This is a genomic window from Pseudoalteromonas luteoviolacea CPMOR-1 (assembly GCF_001625685.1).
Classification (GTDB): Bacteria; Pseudomonadota; Gammaproteobacteria; order Enterobacterales; family Alteromonadaceae; genus Pseudoalteromonas; species Pseudoalteromonas luteoviolacea_K.
Genome location: NZ_AUYC01000001.1, coordinates 59,323 through 74,664, shown reverse-complemented (window position 1 = coordinate 74,664; position 15,342 = coordinate 59,323). Strand labels below are relative to the sequence as shown.

Below are 15,342 nucleotides of genomic sequence, written 5' to 3'. Positions count from 1 at the left end.
TTATCGTTATGCAAGTATAATCGACCAAACATCGTTCAAATGCGCTCATCGATGCGCCGTCACATGTATAAGAGAAAAAGTTGTCGATAAATTCGCCTAATAGAATTAAATGGGTAACTTTTTACCATTAAAAGGGCAAATTTTACTTTCAAAAAGTCACAATTGCGATTAATGTAGCGGGACTTCAAATAGGATGAAATCATGACTTGTGCCAAAGGACGTTAAGGCTTCGAAATTAACCTGAATGTGTGGTAAATAAGTAGATGACGTTCCATGACCCAATGGCCATAGCCCAAGAAAAAATGACCAAAGTCTGTCATTTTTTGGAACTGCATGCGCTGCCACCCACGCCGCTCAACTACCAGGTAGCCTATACGTTCATCAGCCGTAGCAACGAACCTCTAACGACGCGCTTGGAGCGTGATTTACGAAATAATGTTGCCATTGATAACGTCTATATCGAACAACTTTACTTTGAGTTTATTTATACTGAGCATCAAGAAGAGTTGGCCGTGTTGAAAGAAGTCGACAACGTCATTGATGAGCTCTCATCCTCTTCATCCCGGACACACCAAAATATCGCAATATATACACAAAGCATTCGTAAATGTCACAGTGAATTGGATGCTCAGGATATCGCAAAAAGTAAAAAAGCGCTGAACGAATTTGTGCAGCAAACTGAACGTTATATGGAACAACAGCAACGTTTTAAACACAGTTTGCAAAAAGCCAGAGCCACACAAAGCCAGCAGTACATGGTATTAAACAAGATCCGCAAACAGCGTTTAATTGATCCACATACCGGCTTATACAAACGTCACTACCTCAACCAAAAAACACAACTCTGGCTAGACCAAGATAAAACCCTGTGTGCTATCTCTATTCAAGTTGATAACCTCAGTGACTTTAGTACGAGATTTGGCGATATGATTGGCGAAACCGTCTTGCAACGTGTTGCCAATAAAATCAAACATTATGTTTTAGAGAGTGGTGTACCCGGGCGCACAGGCAAACAAGAATTCACTATTTTACTTGCAGACATCGAGCCGGAAACAGCCAAAGTCATCGCCGCAAAGATCCGTAAAGGCGTCGAAAAGCTCAAATTCATTAGCAATAAAGGCAATGTACAATTTCCTGAAGTTCAGCTCGCCATTGGTATTGCAAAAAGGCAAAACGAACGAGACTTTAATGAATTGGCAACCCAAGCCGCTTTTGCGGCACAAAAAGCCCATACACTGGGGCGCGATTGCTACATTTCAGGGGCAATATAGTCTTTGTTTTAAGACAAATATTTACGATTTACAGCCACTATAAATTGCACCTGAGTGTCGCAATCAAGTACACTATACCCATCTAAACTGTGTCACCAAGGTCAACATGAAAGAAGAAAATCGCGATACCACCCACTTTGGTTATAAAACCGTAGAGTCCACTCAAAAAGAGTCTTTGGTTGCAGATGTTTTTCACTCTGTCGCAGCTAAATACGACATCATGAATGACTTTTTGTCGTTTGGTATTCACCGCCTTTGGAAGCGTCAAACCGTCGCATGCGCTGGCGTACGCAAAGGCCATCGAGTATTAGACTTGGCAGGTGGTACAGGTGATTTAACGGCTAAATTTAGCCAGCTTGTTGGTGATACAGGTCAAGTGATCCTCGGCGACATCAATGATTCAATGTTAAAAGTAGGCCGCGATAAACTGCGTGACTTAGGTTTGGTAAACAACATTGAATATGTGCAAATGAACGCCCAAGCATTACCATTTCCAGACAACAGCTTAGATGTTATCACCATTGCATTTGGTCTACGTAACGTCACAGATAAAGATGAGGCGTTGCGCTCTATGTACCGAGTGCTTAAGCCAGGTGGACGCTTATTGGTCTTGGAGTTTTCTAAAACAGATAACGAAGCGCTGTCAAAGTTGTATGACTTCTATTCCTTTAATATTTTGCCGAATGTTGGCAAAATAGTGGCCAATGACAGTGAATCTTATCGCTACCTTGCTGAGTCAATTCGCATGCACCCAGATCAAGAAACCTTGAAAGGAATGATGGAAGAAGCCGGTTTTGAGCAAACAAGCTATCAAAATTTCACCGGTGGCATCGTGGCGCTCCATAGAGGGTTTAAGTACTAACGTCTATAAGGATAAGTTTATGTTGATCTCTGTCTTAACGGCCGTGGCCGAGCAAGCTATGAATCGTCTATTAACCCTTGAACCCAGCCTCGCAAATGACTTGCAAGGCGCTGCACACAAGGTGCTAGCATTGACGTTAACAGACTTAAACTTATCCTGCGCACTACATTACAACGGGGAGTACTGTTTTGTGTATGGTCATTATCATGACAATGCTGACTGCCACATCACCACTTCCCTTGATTGCCTCGGCGAGTTAAAAGACCCCAGTCAACTGACACGATTGATCCGCAGTGGCAAATTAGATTTAGATGGAGATCTGCATCTGGCGCAGCTCTTCAGCAAGGCATTTGCAAATCTAAATATCGATTGGGCAGAACATTTATCTCGGTATTTAGGGGATGCGGGCGCGCAACATCTGGTGCAGCAAACCAAGCAATGTAACGCGTATACACAGCAACATAAAAAATCATATCAGCAAGTGCTGACTCAACTGTGTCAAGATGAGCTGAATGTCACCATCCACCCTCTGGAGATGCAGCAATTTAAAGCCCAAACAAGAGCCCTTTCATCGCAATTAGCTGCGCTTGAACAACGCATTAATGCACTAACTGACTGACTTTAAGGAGCAGGAATTGTCCATCGCTCGCCTATATCAAATTGGTAAAACATTCCTTAATTATGGCCTAGATGAACTGCTGCCTCAGCACTTACAGCCCTGGTACGCTAAATACCTGCGTAAAAGCTTATTTTGGCTGCCGAATAAACACCAAGAAAAATCCGAAGGTGCACGTTTACGCCTCGCGTTACAAACGCTGGGGCCAGTGTGGATAAAGTTTGGACAAATGCTGTCTACTCGCCGTGATTTGTTACCTCACGAAATGGCGCAAGAGTTAGCTCAACTGCAAGATAATGTTGCACCATTTGACGGTGAACAAGCGCAAAAATTAATAGAACAAGCGCTAGATTTAGAACATATAAGCGCGCTATTTGAACACTTCGAGCAACAACCGTTAGCCTCTGCATCGATTGCCCAAGTACATACCGCTCAGTTACAAACTGAACAAGGTTTGAAAGATGTGGTTGTCAAAGTGATCCGCCCGGACATAGAAAAGCAAATTCTCGCTGATTTATCTTTGATGGAGCAATTTGCCAAGATCTTAGCGGGTCTAGTCAGTGAAAGTCGCCGATTAAGGCCCGTTGAAGTTGTCCGTGAGTATCGTAAAACCTTACTCGACGAACTTGATTTAATGCGCGAAGGCGCCAATGCCATTCAACTGAGGCGCAACTTTGAGGGCTCTGAAGCACTGTACATTCCCGAAGTGTATAGCGACCACTCCAGACAAAACGTATTAGTCATGGAGCGTATTTATGGCATTCCGGTTTCTGATACTCAGACGCTAGAAGCGCAGGGTACTGATATGAAGCTACTCGCTGAACGGGGTGTAGAAGTCTTTTTCACTCAAGTTTTTAGAGACAGCTTTTTCCATGCTGACATGCATCCGGGTAATATTTTTGTCTCCTACGAACATCCTGAAAACCCACAGTATATTGGAATTGACTGTGGTATCGTCGGCACCTTAAACCGAGAGGATAAGCGATATTTAGCCGAAAACTTTATTGCATTTTTCAACCGTGACTACCGCCAAGTCGCTCAGCTGCATGTAGACTCTGGTTGGGTGCCCGCAGACACCTGTGTTGAAGAGTTTGAGTTTGCTATCCGCACCGTATGTGAACCCATTTTTAATAAACCCCTTGCCGAGATTTCATTTGGCCATGTACTGGTCAATTTATTCAATACGGCAAGACGCTTTAATATGGAAGTTCAACCACAACTCGTTTTATTGCAAAAAACACTGTTATACGTGGAAGGACTCGGCCGTCAACTATATCCTCAGCTAGATCTTTGGCAAACTGCCAAACCATTTCTAGAACATTGGGTGCAAGAGCAAGTTGGCCCACTGGCCGTGGCTAAAAAACTTTACCAGAATCTGCCTTTTTGGGCAGAAAAAATGCCTGAGCTGCCTGATTTAATTTATCAGAACCTGAAACGACAGCACCATCGTCCTGCGGCACCAAGCCGCTCGGTCAGCCAGCAAACTATGCAAAGTATTCTGCTCGGTATGGCAGCGTCAACCTTCGCCATAATCGCAGGCTTGTGTTTTATCGCAGAGTTAAGTGGGGCAAGCCTAGGAAGCGCACTCTTTGCATGCTTGCTATTTATTTGCGCATGGCGTAAAACAGGATGATATTTTATACGCGGGGCGTATAATCAAATCAGTATTTACAAATAACACGTAAACGGAGTCGTTATGGGATTAGGTGGAATTAGTATTTGGCAATTATTGATTGTGCTTGCAATCATTGTTTTGCTTTTTGGCACGAAAAAGCTACGCGGTATGGGTGGTGATCTTGGTAACGCTGTCAAAGGGTTTAAAAAAGCCATGTCAGATGAAGATAACAACGACGCTAGCAAGCCAAAAGACGCGCTTCAAAATCAAACTCAGAGCAAGTCAAACAGCACCGAAACTGACAAAGAAAAGGTATAGTTTACATGGGCATGTGGGAGCTCGTCGTCATATTGATTGTCGGCTTAATTGTATTAGGGCCTGAGCGCTTGCCTGTGGCGATCCGTACCGTTAGCCGCTGGATCAGAACCGTCAAATCAGTTGCCAATTCAGTCAAAGCTGAGGTCAATGAGGAGCTTCGGGTACATGAGCTACATGCCAATTTGAAAAAAGCTGAGCAGCAGGATATGCATAACTTAGCACCTGAGCTGCAAGAGTCCGTAGATGAGCTAAAAAAAGCGGCGGAGTCCGTTCGTCATAGCTATCAAACTGACGCGACAGATCAACAGTCGAAAAAAGACTAATCCCTAGAAGTAACAGGAATATTCATGTCAGAGCCGGAGCAAAGTGGATTTATAGGCCACCTGATTGAACTCAGAGATAGGCTGATAAAAGCCCTCCTTAGCGTATTGGTTATTTTTTTATCCTTAGTATATTTTGCGAATGATATTTATGCATTTGTCGCTAACCCATTGGTACTAAGTTTACCTGAAAATACCACTATGATAGCCACAGATGTCACGGCACCGTTTTTCGCACCGTTTAAACTGACTCTATTCGTCGCGTTATTTTTAGCAATCCCGTTTATTTTGCATCAAGTTTGGGGCTTTCTCGCACCCGGCTTATATCAGCATGAAAAACGCATGCTGATGCCAATACTGCTCTCAAGCATCATTCTATTTTACGCAGGTATCGCTTTTTGCTACTTTGTCGTTATGCCAATTATTTTGGGCTTTTTTACTGCGGTTGGCCCAGAAATGATGACCCTATCTCCGGATATTAGTAGCTACCTTGCCTTTATCCTCAAACTGTTTTTCGCATTTGGTGTCGCATTCGAAATCCCCGTCGCGATTATGCTGCTATGTTGGAGCGGTGTTACAACAACACAAAGTCTAAAAGAAAAAAGACCTTACATTGTTGTTGGTGTATTTGTCGTGGCAATGTTTTTAACTCCCCCTGATGTACTGTCACAAACACTGCTTGCCGTACCCATGTTATTATTATTCGAAATTGGCCTTATTTTAGCGGCGTTCTACAGCAAAAAATCTCAACAACAGGAAATGAATAATGAATAAGTGGCTCACTTTACTTGCCCTGAGTTTCTCACTCTCAACCGATGCACAAGAGAGCGCACTCGATCAACTAACTGCCTGCCAAAATATTTCAGTCGATCAACAACGTCTGCAGTGTTATGACCAAGTAGTAAGCCAATATCAAGCAAAACAGTCCGTCGCTCAGACACCACCTACTGCTAAGGTATCCACGGCACCTGTCACACTCAGCGCAGAGCAGCAACAAGCGCGTTTTGGCATAGAAAATAAAGTCATAAAAAACGAGCAACGCGTCGACAATATTGAAGCTACAATAATAAAACTCACAAAATCAACCCATGGCGTGCGTACTTTTGAGCTTTCAAACGCACAAGTATGGAAGCAAATAGGCAGCAGCGCTTTTTTTGCAAAACAAGAGGACACTGTGACGATTCAACGTGGCTCATTTAACTCTTTTTTGATGAGTAAATCAGGCTCAAACAGAACCATACGTGTAAAAAGAATAAAATAAATGCAAACAATGATTGATGCCGGTGTCAATTTAACCAGCTCCCAATTTGATAAAGACAGAGCTGACGTCGTCTTACGCGCCAAATCACAGCATATTAGTAATATGCTTTTAATCGGGTGTGACCTCGCATCGAGCGATGACAGCCTTGCTTTAGCACAAACCTATCAATTAGTAAGCACCGCCGGAATTCACCCCCACGATGCCAAAGATGCCCCTGACGATTTCATTGCGCAAATCATGAGATTAGCCAGCTCTCCTCATGTTGTAGCAATTGGCGAGTGTGGATTAGATTTTAATCGCGACTTTTCCCCTCGAGATACGCAAGAACGTATCTGCAGTGCTCAATTTGCACTCGCCCAACAACTCAATATGCCAGCTTATATCCACGAACGAGATGCACATGACCGTATGAAAGGATTATTATCTGAGCATCAACTCGACGGTGTCTTACATTGCTTTACGGGGGACAAACAAGCACTCAAGTTTTATCTCGATTACGGTTTAATGATCGGCATTACAGGTTGGGTATGTGATGAAAGACGCGGCCAACAATTACGTGATTTGATTAAATATATTCCAAACGATAGACTTCTTATTGAAACTGATGCGCCTTATTTACTGCCACGGACCCTATCACCCAAACCCAAATCTCGGCGTAATGAACCCGCGTATTTACCTGCCGTTGCTGAGCAAATTGCCTTATTAAAAAACACCGATAGAGAATCCATTGCGATGTGCAGCAGCAGTAATTTCAATGCATTATTTATGGCCAAGCCACAGAGTAATATTTGATGAAATTATGGTTATTGTTGGCACTGATGTTCAATACTTATGCGGCGCTCGCGAATCTCGTTATTGACCCTGAGCGTCACTCACCTGTGTTTGAACTACAAGCCCAGTTTAGACACCAGGCTTCACTTCAATTTAGCTATACAGTAACCGCTCAAGACAATATCCAAGAATTACTCAATGACAATCCTAACTGGCATTATCATCGCTCTGGCGCGCTGAATTTAGGTGAAGTAGATCAGCAAGTCTGGATTAAAATCGTTTTACGTAACGACAGCTTAATCGAGCTGCCGCTGTTACTCAGCGTCAACAATAACCTTTTGGATAGTATCACTGCCTATATCATGCAGCCTGATCATGCTATTTTGACCCTAGATTTAGGTGACAGCCGCCCCTTAATGCAACGGCCAATAAAACATGAAGCACAACTCATTCCACTGGAGCTACCTGGTAAACGACAAACAACCCTTTATTTGAAAGTGAAACACCATGGCGCGCTCAATATTCCACTCAGTCTTTGGCATCCAGTTGAATATTTAAAATACAAAAGCAAATTTAACCTCATATATGGCATCTTAGCAGGGTTTTTACTTGCAATGATTGCGACGAACTTCACGATGTATACCTTCACACGCCGCAAATACTTTATGCATGGTACTTTGTTGTTATTGAGTGTGTGGCTCTTGCTGGTGCATCTTTACGGTTTTGGATATCGTTATCTCTATGCAGATTGGCAATGGATGCAACAATATGGGCAAAGCCTACTCGTGCTGTTATCTACTTTAGCAATAGTACCTATTTTAAGAAGTGGTATTTTACCGATTAGTACAGCATCGTATGTCGACGTCGGGCTAAAATACCTGCTCGTTAGTGGTCTGGGACTCACACTTTTATGTACCTTGCTGCCAATCACACTGGCTTCAAAAATCGCATATGTTTTTGCCATCCTAGCCGTTTTATACTTTTTTGTGATCACAATCAAAGCATCATTAAATAAGCTCAGCCAAAGGTTACCTGCGGTAACTGTTTATCTGTGTTTAATGATATCTTTATGTTACCAGTTTGGCTTTGAACTCGGGTTACTTTCTGGTGCATTACTAGAGCGTCCAGTTACCTATATTTGTGCGCTATTTGTGTGCGCATATATCAGCTATGCACTGGCTAAACAGTATATTTTTGAACGAGAAAGCCATATCAAGCAACAAGAACAAAAACTCGCAAAAACACGTGCCGAAGATGCATTACTCAAAGAGAAGCTCATCATCCAAGAGCAAGCACAACAAGATCTAGAAAGCAGTATTGATGAGCGCACTTTCGAACTACAGGTCACGCTGCGTGAACTTGAAGAAAAAAATAGAGAGTTAGAACGACTTAATATGGAAGACCCATTGACTAAGGTAAAAAATCGACGCTACTTCGATAAACGCCTTATGATGGAGGTCAGACGCTCTCGCAGAGAACAAACCACACTGAGTGTCGTGATGCTTGATATTGACCATTTTAAACGTGTGAATGACGTATATGGGCACCTAGCAGGCGATCAAACCATTTGTGCTTTTGCCAATACCATTAGCAAACATTTAAAACGGCCCCATGACGAAGTGTTTCGTTACGGTGGTGAAGAGTTTGTTATCTTGCTACCCAATACCAATGTGCAAGGTGCACAAGAGCTTGCTGAACAGATCCGCGAAGCGACTGCCAATTGCATAGTCAATATAGCTGACCAGAGTATCCAATTTACCACAAGTGCTGGGGTTTACAGCGCAATCGCACAAGATACAAAAAACCCAACTTTATTCACCGATTTCGCCGACAAAGCTTTATATGAAGCGAAGCAAAGTGGCCGCAATCGGGTATGTATTTATCAACACACGCAGGAGACTTAATGTGGCTCAATCAGGACTAGATCTATTTCCATATACTCGTATGCGACGCATGCGCCGCGACGACTTTTCACGTCGCCTTATGAGCGAAAATACATTAACTGTCGCTGATCTAATTTATCCTGTTTTCGTTTTAGAGGGTACAAATTGTCGTGAACCCATTCCTTCTATGCCTGGGATTGAACGACTGTCGATTGATCTGCTCGTAGAAGAGGCGAAGCAATTACACGCACTGGGCATTCCTGCCATTGCTATTTTTCCAGTCACCCCCTCAGATAAAAAGTCTTTAATGGCTGAAGAAGCTTATAGTCCTGATGGACTTGCACAGCGCACAGTCAAGGCACTCAAAGCGGCCTGCCCTGAGCTGGGTGTGATCACTGACGTCGCATTAGACCCATTTACTGTGCATGGACAAGACGGCATCATAGACGACACAGGCTATGTAATGAATGACATCACCACTGAGATTCTTATCAAACAGGCCTTGTCTCACGCCGACGCAGGTGCTGATGTGGTTGCGCCCTCAGACATGATGGATGGCCGTATTGGTGCCATTCGCGATGCATTGGAAGAAGCTGGTCACATCCACACGCGTATCATGGCTTACTCTGCAAAGTATGCATCAAGTTATTATGGCCCATTCAGAGATGCTGTTGGCTCCGCTGGTAACCTAAAAGGCGCTGATAAGAAGACCTACCAGATGGACCCAGCTAATTCGGATGAAGCAATCAGAGAAATAGCCTTGGACTTACAAGAGGGCGCGGACATGGTCATGGTGAAGCCTGGCATGCCTTACCTCGATGTCGTCAAACGCGTAAAAAGTGAGTTTGGAGTACCCACTTTTGCTTATCAAGTCAGTGGCGAATATGCCATGCATAAAGCCGCTATTGATAATGGCTGGCTTGCTGAAAAGCCCGTCGTTATGGAGTCGCTCTTAGCGTTTAAACGTGCTGGGGCAGACGGAATATTGACCTACTTTGCCAAGCAGGCAGCCATTTGGCTCAACGAGCAATAAAAAGCAAAAAAGCGCCTATTAGGCGCTTTTTTAGTTAGGCTTTCACTTCGGTGTTTATCGCACCAGCTAACGGGCAATTAAATTCCTTCGCTGCTCTTTGTATGTCTTCTAGATTTGCCAACCAATATGGAAATGCAATCTGCTTTTTCGAGCTCAACTCGACTGACACTATGTATGCGCCTAGCAGCTTAGTGATTTTTAACGCCGCAATTTCATCACTGTGTAAATAATTGACCTGTGACCAGCTGCGATAACTAAACCCAGCTTTATCAATGTGAACGTATTTTTTCCCAATAATTGATGAAATCAGCGTAACCATTGTCAAAGCAGCGCCTGAGCCGCCAAGTACTTTAGCGACAAACTCCAAGCCAGAGTGCAATAACACAACATAAAGCAAAACCGATACAATCAGCTGCAACAGATAAATATACCAGTTAATTTGTAAGTTGATTGTTTTCATGAGTACCTCCAAATTTTACTCAATTCACCTACTTTAGGATTAAGAAGGAAGCATGATAAATTCGCTTTGTTCCTAAATCAAGCTCGCCCTCTGCTTTTTTCAACAATCCACTTTTTTAGCGCATGCTTAATTCTCTATATTTGCATTACATTAGATAATTTAACTTTCTATATAGGTATATTTTTTAATAAATTACGTAAAAAAGATGTGGGGATTGTTCAGAAAACAACCCGAAAGAATGGGAATTTGCATTATACAATTGTTTACATTTTACAAATAAAAAAATTCATAAAATGGCGATTTAGCTAGGCTTAAATCAACTTAATCACTGTTCAGTCACAGCGAGGTGAGTTATCCATACGCATAAAAAAACCGCCCTGAGGCGGTTTTTTCAAAAGAAAAGAGTGGCTAATTACTTAGCAGCTTTCTTTTCTTTCTCTGCAGCGATTACCGCGTCAGCAACGTTTTGCGGACATGGTGCATAGTGAGAGAATTCCATTGAGAACTGACCACGACCAGACGTGATAGTACGTAGGTGACCAATGTATCCGAACATTTCAGATAGAGGTACTTCACCCTTGATACGAACGCCCATTGCGCCAGCTTCTTGGTCTTTGATCATACCACGACGACGGTTAAGGTCACCGATTACGTCACCTACGTTGTCATCTGGCGTGAACACGTCAACTTTCATGATTGGCTCAAGAAGTTGTGCACCCGCTTTAGGGATAGACTGACGGAAAGCGCCTTTAGCAGCGATTTCGAAAGCAATTGCTGATGAGTCAACTGCGTGGAAACCACCGTCGAATAGCTCAACTTCAACGTCTAGTACAGGGAAGCCAGCTAGAACACCTTCTTCCATCATTGACGCGAAGCCTTTCTCAACTGCAGGCCAGAATTCTTTAGGTACGTTACCACCAACAACTGAAGATGAGAACGTGAAACCAGAACCAACTTCACCTGGCTTGATGCGGTAGTCGATCTTACCGAACTGACCAGAACCACCAGACTGCTTCTTGTGCGTGTAGCTGTCTTCAACTTCTTGCGTGATAGTTTCACGGTAAGCAACCTGAGGCTGACCAACAACTAGCTCAACGCCGTAAGTACGCTTAAGGATGTCTACCTTGATGTCTAGGTGAAGCTCACCCATACCTTTAAGGATAGTTTCACCTGAATCTTCGTCAGTCTCAACCTGGAATGACGGATCTTCTGCAACCATCTTACCGATAGCGATACCCATCTTCTCGTTACCACCTTTATCTTTAGGTGCAACAGCGATAGAGATTACCGGATCAGGGAAGATCATCGCTTCTAGAGTACATTCGTGCTTAGGATCACATAGCGTGTGACCAGTTTGAACGTTCTTCATACCTACAACTGCGATGATGTCACCAGCTTGTGCTTCAGTAAGTTCGTTACGCTCGTCTGCCTGCATCTCAACCATACGGCCGATACGCTCTGTTTTACCAGTTGCAGAGTTAAGGATCGTGTCACCTTTCTTCATGCGACCAGCGTAGATACGGATGAACGTAAGTGCACCGAAACGGTCGTCCATGATTTTGAACGCAAGCGCTTTAAGTGGCTCTTCTGCGTCAACTGTCGCAACGTCACCAGTAGGCTCACCAGTTTCAGGATCAGTTAGAGGCTGAGGGTCAACTTCTGTTGGAGACGGTAGGTAATCAACAACTGCGTCTAGTACTAGCTGCATACCTTTGTTTTTGAATGCAGAACCACAGAAAGTTGGGAAGAAAGCAAGGTCACGTGTACCTTTACGGATACAAGCTTTGATTTGCTCTAGTGAAGGAGTTTCACCTTCCATGTATGCTTCCATTAGGTCGTCGTCTTGCTCAACAGCAGACTCAACTAGCATCTCATGGTACTCTTCAACTTTCTCAACCATGTCAGCTGGAACGTCCGTGATTTCGTAGTTTTCTGGAAGGCCAGTCTCGTCCCAGATGTATGCTTTCTTTTCTAGTACGTCAACAACACCTGTGAACTGATCTTCGATACCGATAGGAAGAGTCATAACTAGTGGGTTTGCGCCAAGTACTTTCTCTACTTGACCTACTACGCGGTAGAAGTCAGCACCCATACGGTCTAGTTTGTTTACGAAGATACAACGTGCAACTTCTGATTCGTTAGCATAACGCCAGTTAGTTTCTGACTGAGGCTCAACACCACCAGAACCACAGAATACACCGATACCGCCGTCAAGAACTTTAAGTGAACGGTATACTTCAACTGTGAAGTCAACGTGTCCAGGAGTATCGATAACGTTTAAACGGTGGCCTTTCCACTCACAAGTAACAGCTGCTGACTGGATAGTAATACCACGCTCTGCTTCCTGTTCCATGAAGTCAGTAGTTGACTCACCATCGTGTACTTCACCAGTTTTGTGAATCTTACCAGTAAGCTTAAGAATACGCTCAGTGGTCGTAGTTTTACCCGCATCAACGTGCGCGAAAATACCAATGTTTCTGTATTTCGATAAATCTGCCATTGTTTTACTCTATTTAAAGTAGAAAAATTATTCGGCGGGAGTATATCACCTCTTTAGGCGAACATCATCCTTGAAGTCGATTAAAATGCAGCCAATTTGCAATTAAAACGCATTCGCTGCGATATTGCATTGTTGAACTGCATTAAATAAGCCATTTTTAGCCTCAATCACCATCAATGATATCGCCAACACTGCCTAATACAGAGCCTTCGCCCTGCCTGCTACCGCCCTGTTTTGGTGCGTGCTCAAGCACTCGATCCGCTAATCTAGAGAATGGTAAACTTTGGATCCACACCGTACCATGGCCTTTTAACGTCGCTAAAAAGAGCCCTTCCCCGCCAAAAAACATGCTTTTCAGGCCTTTCACCCGCTCAATATCAAATTCGATGCCTTCGCTGAACCCAACCACACAGCCTGTATCGACGCGCAGTGTTTCACCATTAAGTTGCTTTTCAACCACAGTGCCGCCTGCATGGGCAAATGCCATTCCATCGCCCTGTAGGTGTTCTAATATGAACCCTTCTCCACCAAAAAAGCCCGCGCCAAGTTTACGCTGAAAGGCAATATCCACTTTGGTGCCCAGTGCAGCACATAAAAATGAATCTTTTTGTAAGTACACAGATTGACCCAATGTCGCCATATCCAATGCCAAAATAGAGCCCGGAAAAGGCGCTGCAAATGCCACGCGCTTTTTACCCATGCCTTCATTGGTAAAGTGCGTCATAAACAACGACTCACCACTAATTAAACGCTTACCTGCACTGAATAACTTACCCATAAAGCCTTGATCTACATCAGAGCCATCACCCATTTTTGCTTCAAAGCTAATGCCATCTTGCATGTAGTTCATCGCGCCGGCTTCTGCAATAACCGTTTCATTGGGATCCAACTCCACTTCAACCATCTGCATAGATTCGCCAATGATTTCGTAATCAATTTCATGACAATGCATATTTTATTCTCCTTTTATGTGCCCAAATTACTGTGTCTTCACAGCCTTTTTGTCTGTCAAAGTTAGTACAATGCAATGAATTTTGCATGACAACTGCTTACCCATTGACATCTTCAGTTAAAACCAAATAAATAACCCCAAGATCAAAACAACCCCTAATAAAGGCACACATACCGTCAATACTGCCAGTGGCCAATACGCATCTTGATGTTTCTCGCCACAAATCGCCCGCACCGTTGTCACGACATAGCCATTGTGTGGCAAGGTGTCCAGTGCACCCGAACTAATCGCGACAACACGATGTAACTGGTTTTCATCGACCCCTAAATCTAAATAATGAGGTGCGACCAAAGGCAGCGCAATTGCCTGTCCACCTGAGGCTGATCCCGTCAATGCAGCGATAACACTCACCGCGATTGCCGCGCCAAGCAATTCATTGCCCGGAATAGAGGTCATTAAGGCCACAGCCTCTTGAAACGCAGGTGTGCCTTTAGCAACGGCACCAAAACCGACCACTGCCGCTGTATTACCGATTGCCACTAATGCCCCTGTTGTGCCGAGGTTAATTGCCTGAGATAAACTTTTAAAGTACTTAAAATTAATGATGAAAATAGACACGACACCACCGAGCAGGGCGACAATTAATGCACTTTGCTGGAGTTGTTCGTGTAACAAGAATGACAAGCTCAGTACCACGAGTAATGGCAACAGGCCTGTGATTGGATGGGGTAAATGACGTTTATCCTCGATAGGGTCCCCCACTCTCGCTTCAAAAGATTCGCCACTATCAACGGCCTTTTTAATCATTTTAACGAGTAAAAAATAGCCCAATACAGCCATAAAGACAGCGACAATCAAGCTCTCTTGCCATGCCGCATAGGGAGACGTGCCCAAGTATTTTATTGGGATCCAGTTTTGTATTTCAGGAGAACCCGCCGAGGTCATGGTAAATGTCACAGATCCAAAAGCCAGCACTGCAGGGATAAAACGCCGAGGCAGATCCGCATCCTTGAATAAGCTCAGTGCCATTGGATAAACTGAAAACGCCACAATAAAGACACTCACCCCACCATAAGTGAGTAAGGCACACGCTAAAACGATAGCAAATACAGCGTGCTTCATTCCTATTTTATCGGTAATGTAGCGTGCTATGGCATCTGCAGCGCCTGTGTCCTCCATAAATTTTCCAAATAATGACCCCAGCAAAAACATAAAGAACCAAGCTTGGATAAAGCCACTGAATCCAGACATATAAATTGAAACAAAGTTACCGTCATTGATGCCATTAAATATCGCAATATCACTACTAAGTGCGACCAATAGTGCACATAATGGTGCAGCAATAAACAGATTCATCCCTCTTAAAGTCAGCCAAATCAATGCTGCCAATGCACCGATCAACCCCACCGTACTGACCATTAACTCACCTCTTTTGTTATTTTTATGTAACTGTTATACGCCGAAAAGATCAGGAAATAAA

General features: G+C 43.7%; 15 protein-coding genes. 11 read left to right on the top strand and 4 right to left on the bottom strand.

Annotation, left to right across the window (positions count from 1 at the left end; all coding sequences use genetic code 11):
- Window positions 1-263 precede the first annotated feature (263 nt).
- The 11 genes from N473_RS00315 to hemB all read left to right on the top strand — a co-directional run bounded on the left by N473_RS00315 (window position 264) and on the right by hemB (window position 9,950).
- Window positions 264-1,271: a GGDEF domain-containing protein gene (locus N473_RS00315; protein WP_063366237.1), complete on the top strand. Its 1,008-nt coding sequence runs from the start codon at window positions 264-266 to the stop codon at window positions 1,269-1,271.
- A 106-nt stretch (window positions 1,272-1,377) separates the two neighbouring features.
- Entirely contained in the window at window positions 1,378-2,133 is a 756-nt protein-coding gene (gene ubiE / locus N473_RS00310) for a bifunctional demethylmenaquinone methyltransferase/2-methoxy-6-polyprenyl-1,4-benzoquinol methylase UbiE (RefSeq protein WP_039611354.1), read from the top strand.
- A 19-nt stretch (window positions 2,134-2,152) separates the two neighbouring features.
- Window positions 2,153-2,752, top strand: coding sequence for a ubiquinone biosynthesis accessory factor UbiJ (locus N473_RS00305; protein WP_063366236.1), 600 nt, complete (start codon window positions 2,153-2,155; stop codon window positions 2,750-2,752).
- Window positions 2,753-2,768: 16 nt separating this feature from the next.
- Window positions 2,769-4,382 (top strand): ubiquinone biosynthesis regulatory protein kinase UbiB, encoded by a 1,614-nt coding sequence (ubiB, locus tag N473_RS00300; protein ID WP_063366235.1) that lies wholly within the window; start codon window positions 2,769-2,771, stop codon window positions 4,380-4,382.
- Window positions 4,383-4,445: 63 nt separating this feature from the next.
- Complete coding sequence (tatA, locus tag N473_RS00295; protein ID WP_039611351.1) at window positions 4,446-4,682, top strand: Sec-independent protein translocase subunit TatA; 237 nt, start codon at window positions 4,446-4,448, stop codon at window positions 4,680-4,682.
- A 5-nt stretch (window positions 4,683-4,687) separates the two neighbouring features.
- The gene (gene tatB / locus N473_RS00290; protein ID WP_063366234.1) at window positions 4,688-5,005 is read left to right on the top strand and encodes a Sec-independent protein translocase protein TatB; all 318 of its coding nucleotides are present in this window, start codon (window positions 4,688-4,690) and stop codon (window positions 5,003-5,005) included.
- Window positions 5,006-5,029: 24 nt separating this feature from the next.
- Window positions 5,030-5,776, top strand: coding sequence for a twin-arginine translocase subunit TatC (gene tatC, locus N473_RS00285; RefSeq protein WP_063366233.1), 747 nt, complete (start codon window positions 5,030-5,032; stop codon window positions 5,774-5,776).
- Entirely contained in the window at window positions 5,769-6,263 is a 495-nt protein-coding gene (locus tag N473_RS00280; protein ID WP_063366232.1) for a hypothetical protein, read from the top strand. The genes tatC and N473_RS00280 overlap by 8 nt, the downstream gene beginning before the upstream one ends.
- Window positions 6,264-7,055, top strand: a complete 792-nt coding sequence (locus N473_RS00275) for a TatD family hydrolase (protein WP_063366231.1) — start codon at window positions 6,264-6,266, stop codon at window positions 7,053-7,055.
- A complete protein-coding gene (locus N473_RS00270) occupies window positions 7,055-8,938 on the top strand; it encodes a diguanylate cyclase (protein ID WP_063366230.1) in 1,884 nt (627 codons plus the stop codon). Before N473_RS00275 ends, N473_RS00270 begins: the two co-directional genes overlap by 1 nt.
- Before the next feature lies 1 nt (window position 8,939).
- Complete coding sequence (gene hemB, locus N473_RS00265; RefSeq protein WP_063366229.1) at window positions 8,940-9,950, top strand: porphobilinogen synthase; 1,011 nt, start codon at window positions 8,940-8,942, stop codon at window positions 9,948-9,950.
- 34 nt (window positions 9,951-9,984) lie between these two features.
- On the opposite strand, the gene N473_RS00260 is transcribed toward hemB, so the two are convergent.
- The 4 genes from N473_RS00260 to N473_RS00245 form a co-directional block, all read right to left on the bottom strand.
- Window positions 9,985-10,410: a hypothetical protein gene (locus tag N473_RS00260; protein WP_063366228.1), complete on the bottom strand. Its 426-nt coding sequence runs from the start codon at window positions 10,408-10,410 to the stop codon at window positions 9,985-9,987.
- Between the two features lie 412 nt (window positions 10,411-10,822).
- The gene (gene fusA / locus N473_RS00255) at window positions 10,823-12,910 is read right to left on the bottom strand and encodes an elongation factor G (protein WP_039611345.1); all 2,088 of its coding nucleotides are present in this window, start codon (window positions 12,908-12,910) and stop codon (window positions 10,823-10,825) included.
- Window positions 12,911-13,073: 163 nt separating this feature from the next.
- Complete coding sequence (locus N473_RS00250) at window positions 13,074-13,862, bottom strand: TIGR00266 family protein (RefSeq protein ID WP_063366227.1); 789 nt, start codon at window positions 13,860-13,862, stop codon at window positions 13,074-13,076.
- Between the two features lie 117 nt (window positions 13,863-13,979).
- Window positions 13,980-15,281, bottom strand: a complete 1,302-nt coding sequence (locus tag N473_RS00245; protein WP_063366226.1) for a GntP family permease — start codon at window positions 15,279-15,281, stop codon at window positions 13,980-13,982.
- Window positions 15,282-15,342: the final 61 nt, after the last annotated feature.

Bases quoted from the DNA above. Each gene is read 5' to 3' on its own strand.
- N473_RS00275 (WP_063366231.1), top strand. From the start codon at position 6,264: ATGCAAACAATGATTGATGCCGGTGTCAATTTAACCAGCTCCCAATTT.
- N473_RS00260 (WP_063366228.1), bottom strand. From the start codon at position 10,410: ATGAAAACAATCAACTTACAAATTAACTGGTATATTTATCTGTTGCAG.
- ubiE (WP_039611354.1), top strand. From the start codon at position 1,378: ATGAAAGAAGAAAATCGCGATACCACCCACTTTGGTTATAAAACCGTA.
- N473_RS00250 (WP_063366227.1), bottom strand. From the start codon at position 13,862: ATGCATTGTCATGAAATTGATTACGAAATCATTGGCGAATCTATGCAG.
- N473_RS00280 (WP_063366232.1), top strand. From the start codon at position 5,769: ATGAATAAGTGGCTCACTTTACTTGCCCTGAGTTTCTCACTCTCAACC.
- N473_RS00245 (WP_063366226.1), bottom strand. From the start codon at position 15,281: ATGGTCAGTACGGTGGGGTTGATCGGTGCATTGGCAGCATTGATTTGG.
- N473_RS00305 (WP_063366236.1), top strand. From the start codon at position 2,153: ATGTTGATCTCTGTCTTAACGGCCGTGGCCGAGCAAGCTATGAATCGT.
- N473_RS00315 (WP_063366237.1), top strand. From the start codon at position 264: ATGACGTTCCATGACCCAATGGCCATAGCCCAAGAAAAAATGACCAAA.
- N473_RS00270 (WP_063366230.1), top strand. From the start codon at position 7,055: ATGAAATTATGGTTATTGTTGGCACTGATGTTCAATACTTATGCGGCG.
- tatC (WP_063366233.1), top strand. From the start codon at position 5,030: ATGTCAGAGCCGGAGCAAAGTGGATTTATAGGCCACCTGATTGAACTC.
- fusA (WP_039611345.1), bottom strand. From the start codon at position 12,910: ATGGCAGATTTATCGAAATACAGAAACATTGGTATTTTCGCGCACGTT.
- tatA (WP_039611351.1), top strand. From the start codon at position 4,446: ATGGGATTAGGTGGAATTAGTATTTGGCAATTATTGATTGTGCTTGCA.
- tatB (WP_063366234.1), top strand. From the start codon at position 4,688: ATGGGCATGTGGGAGCTCGTCGTCATATTGATTGTCGGCTTAATTGTA.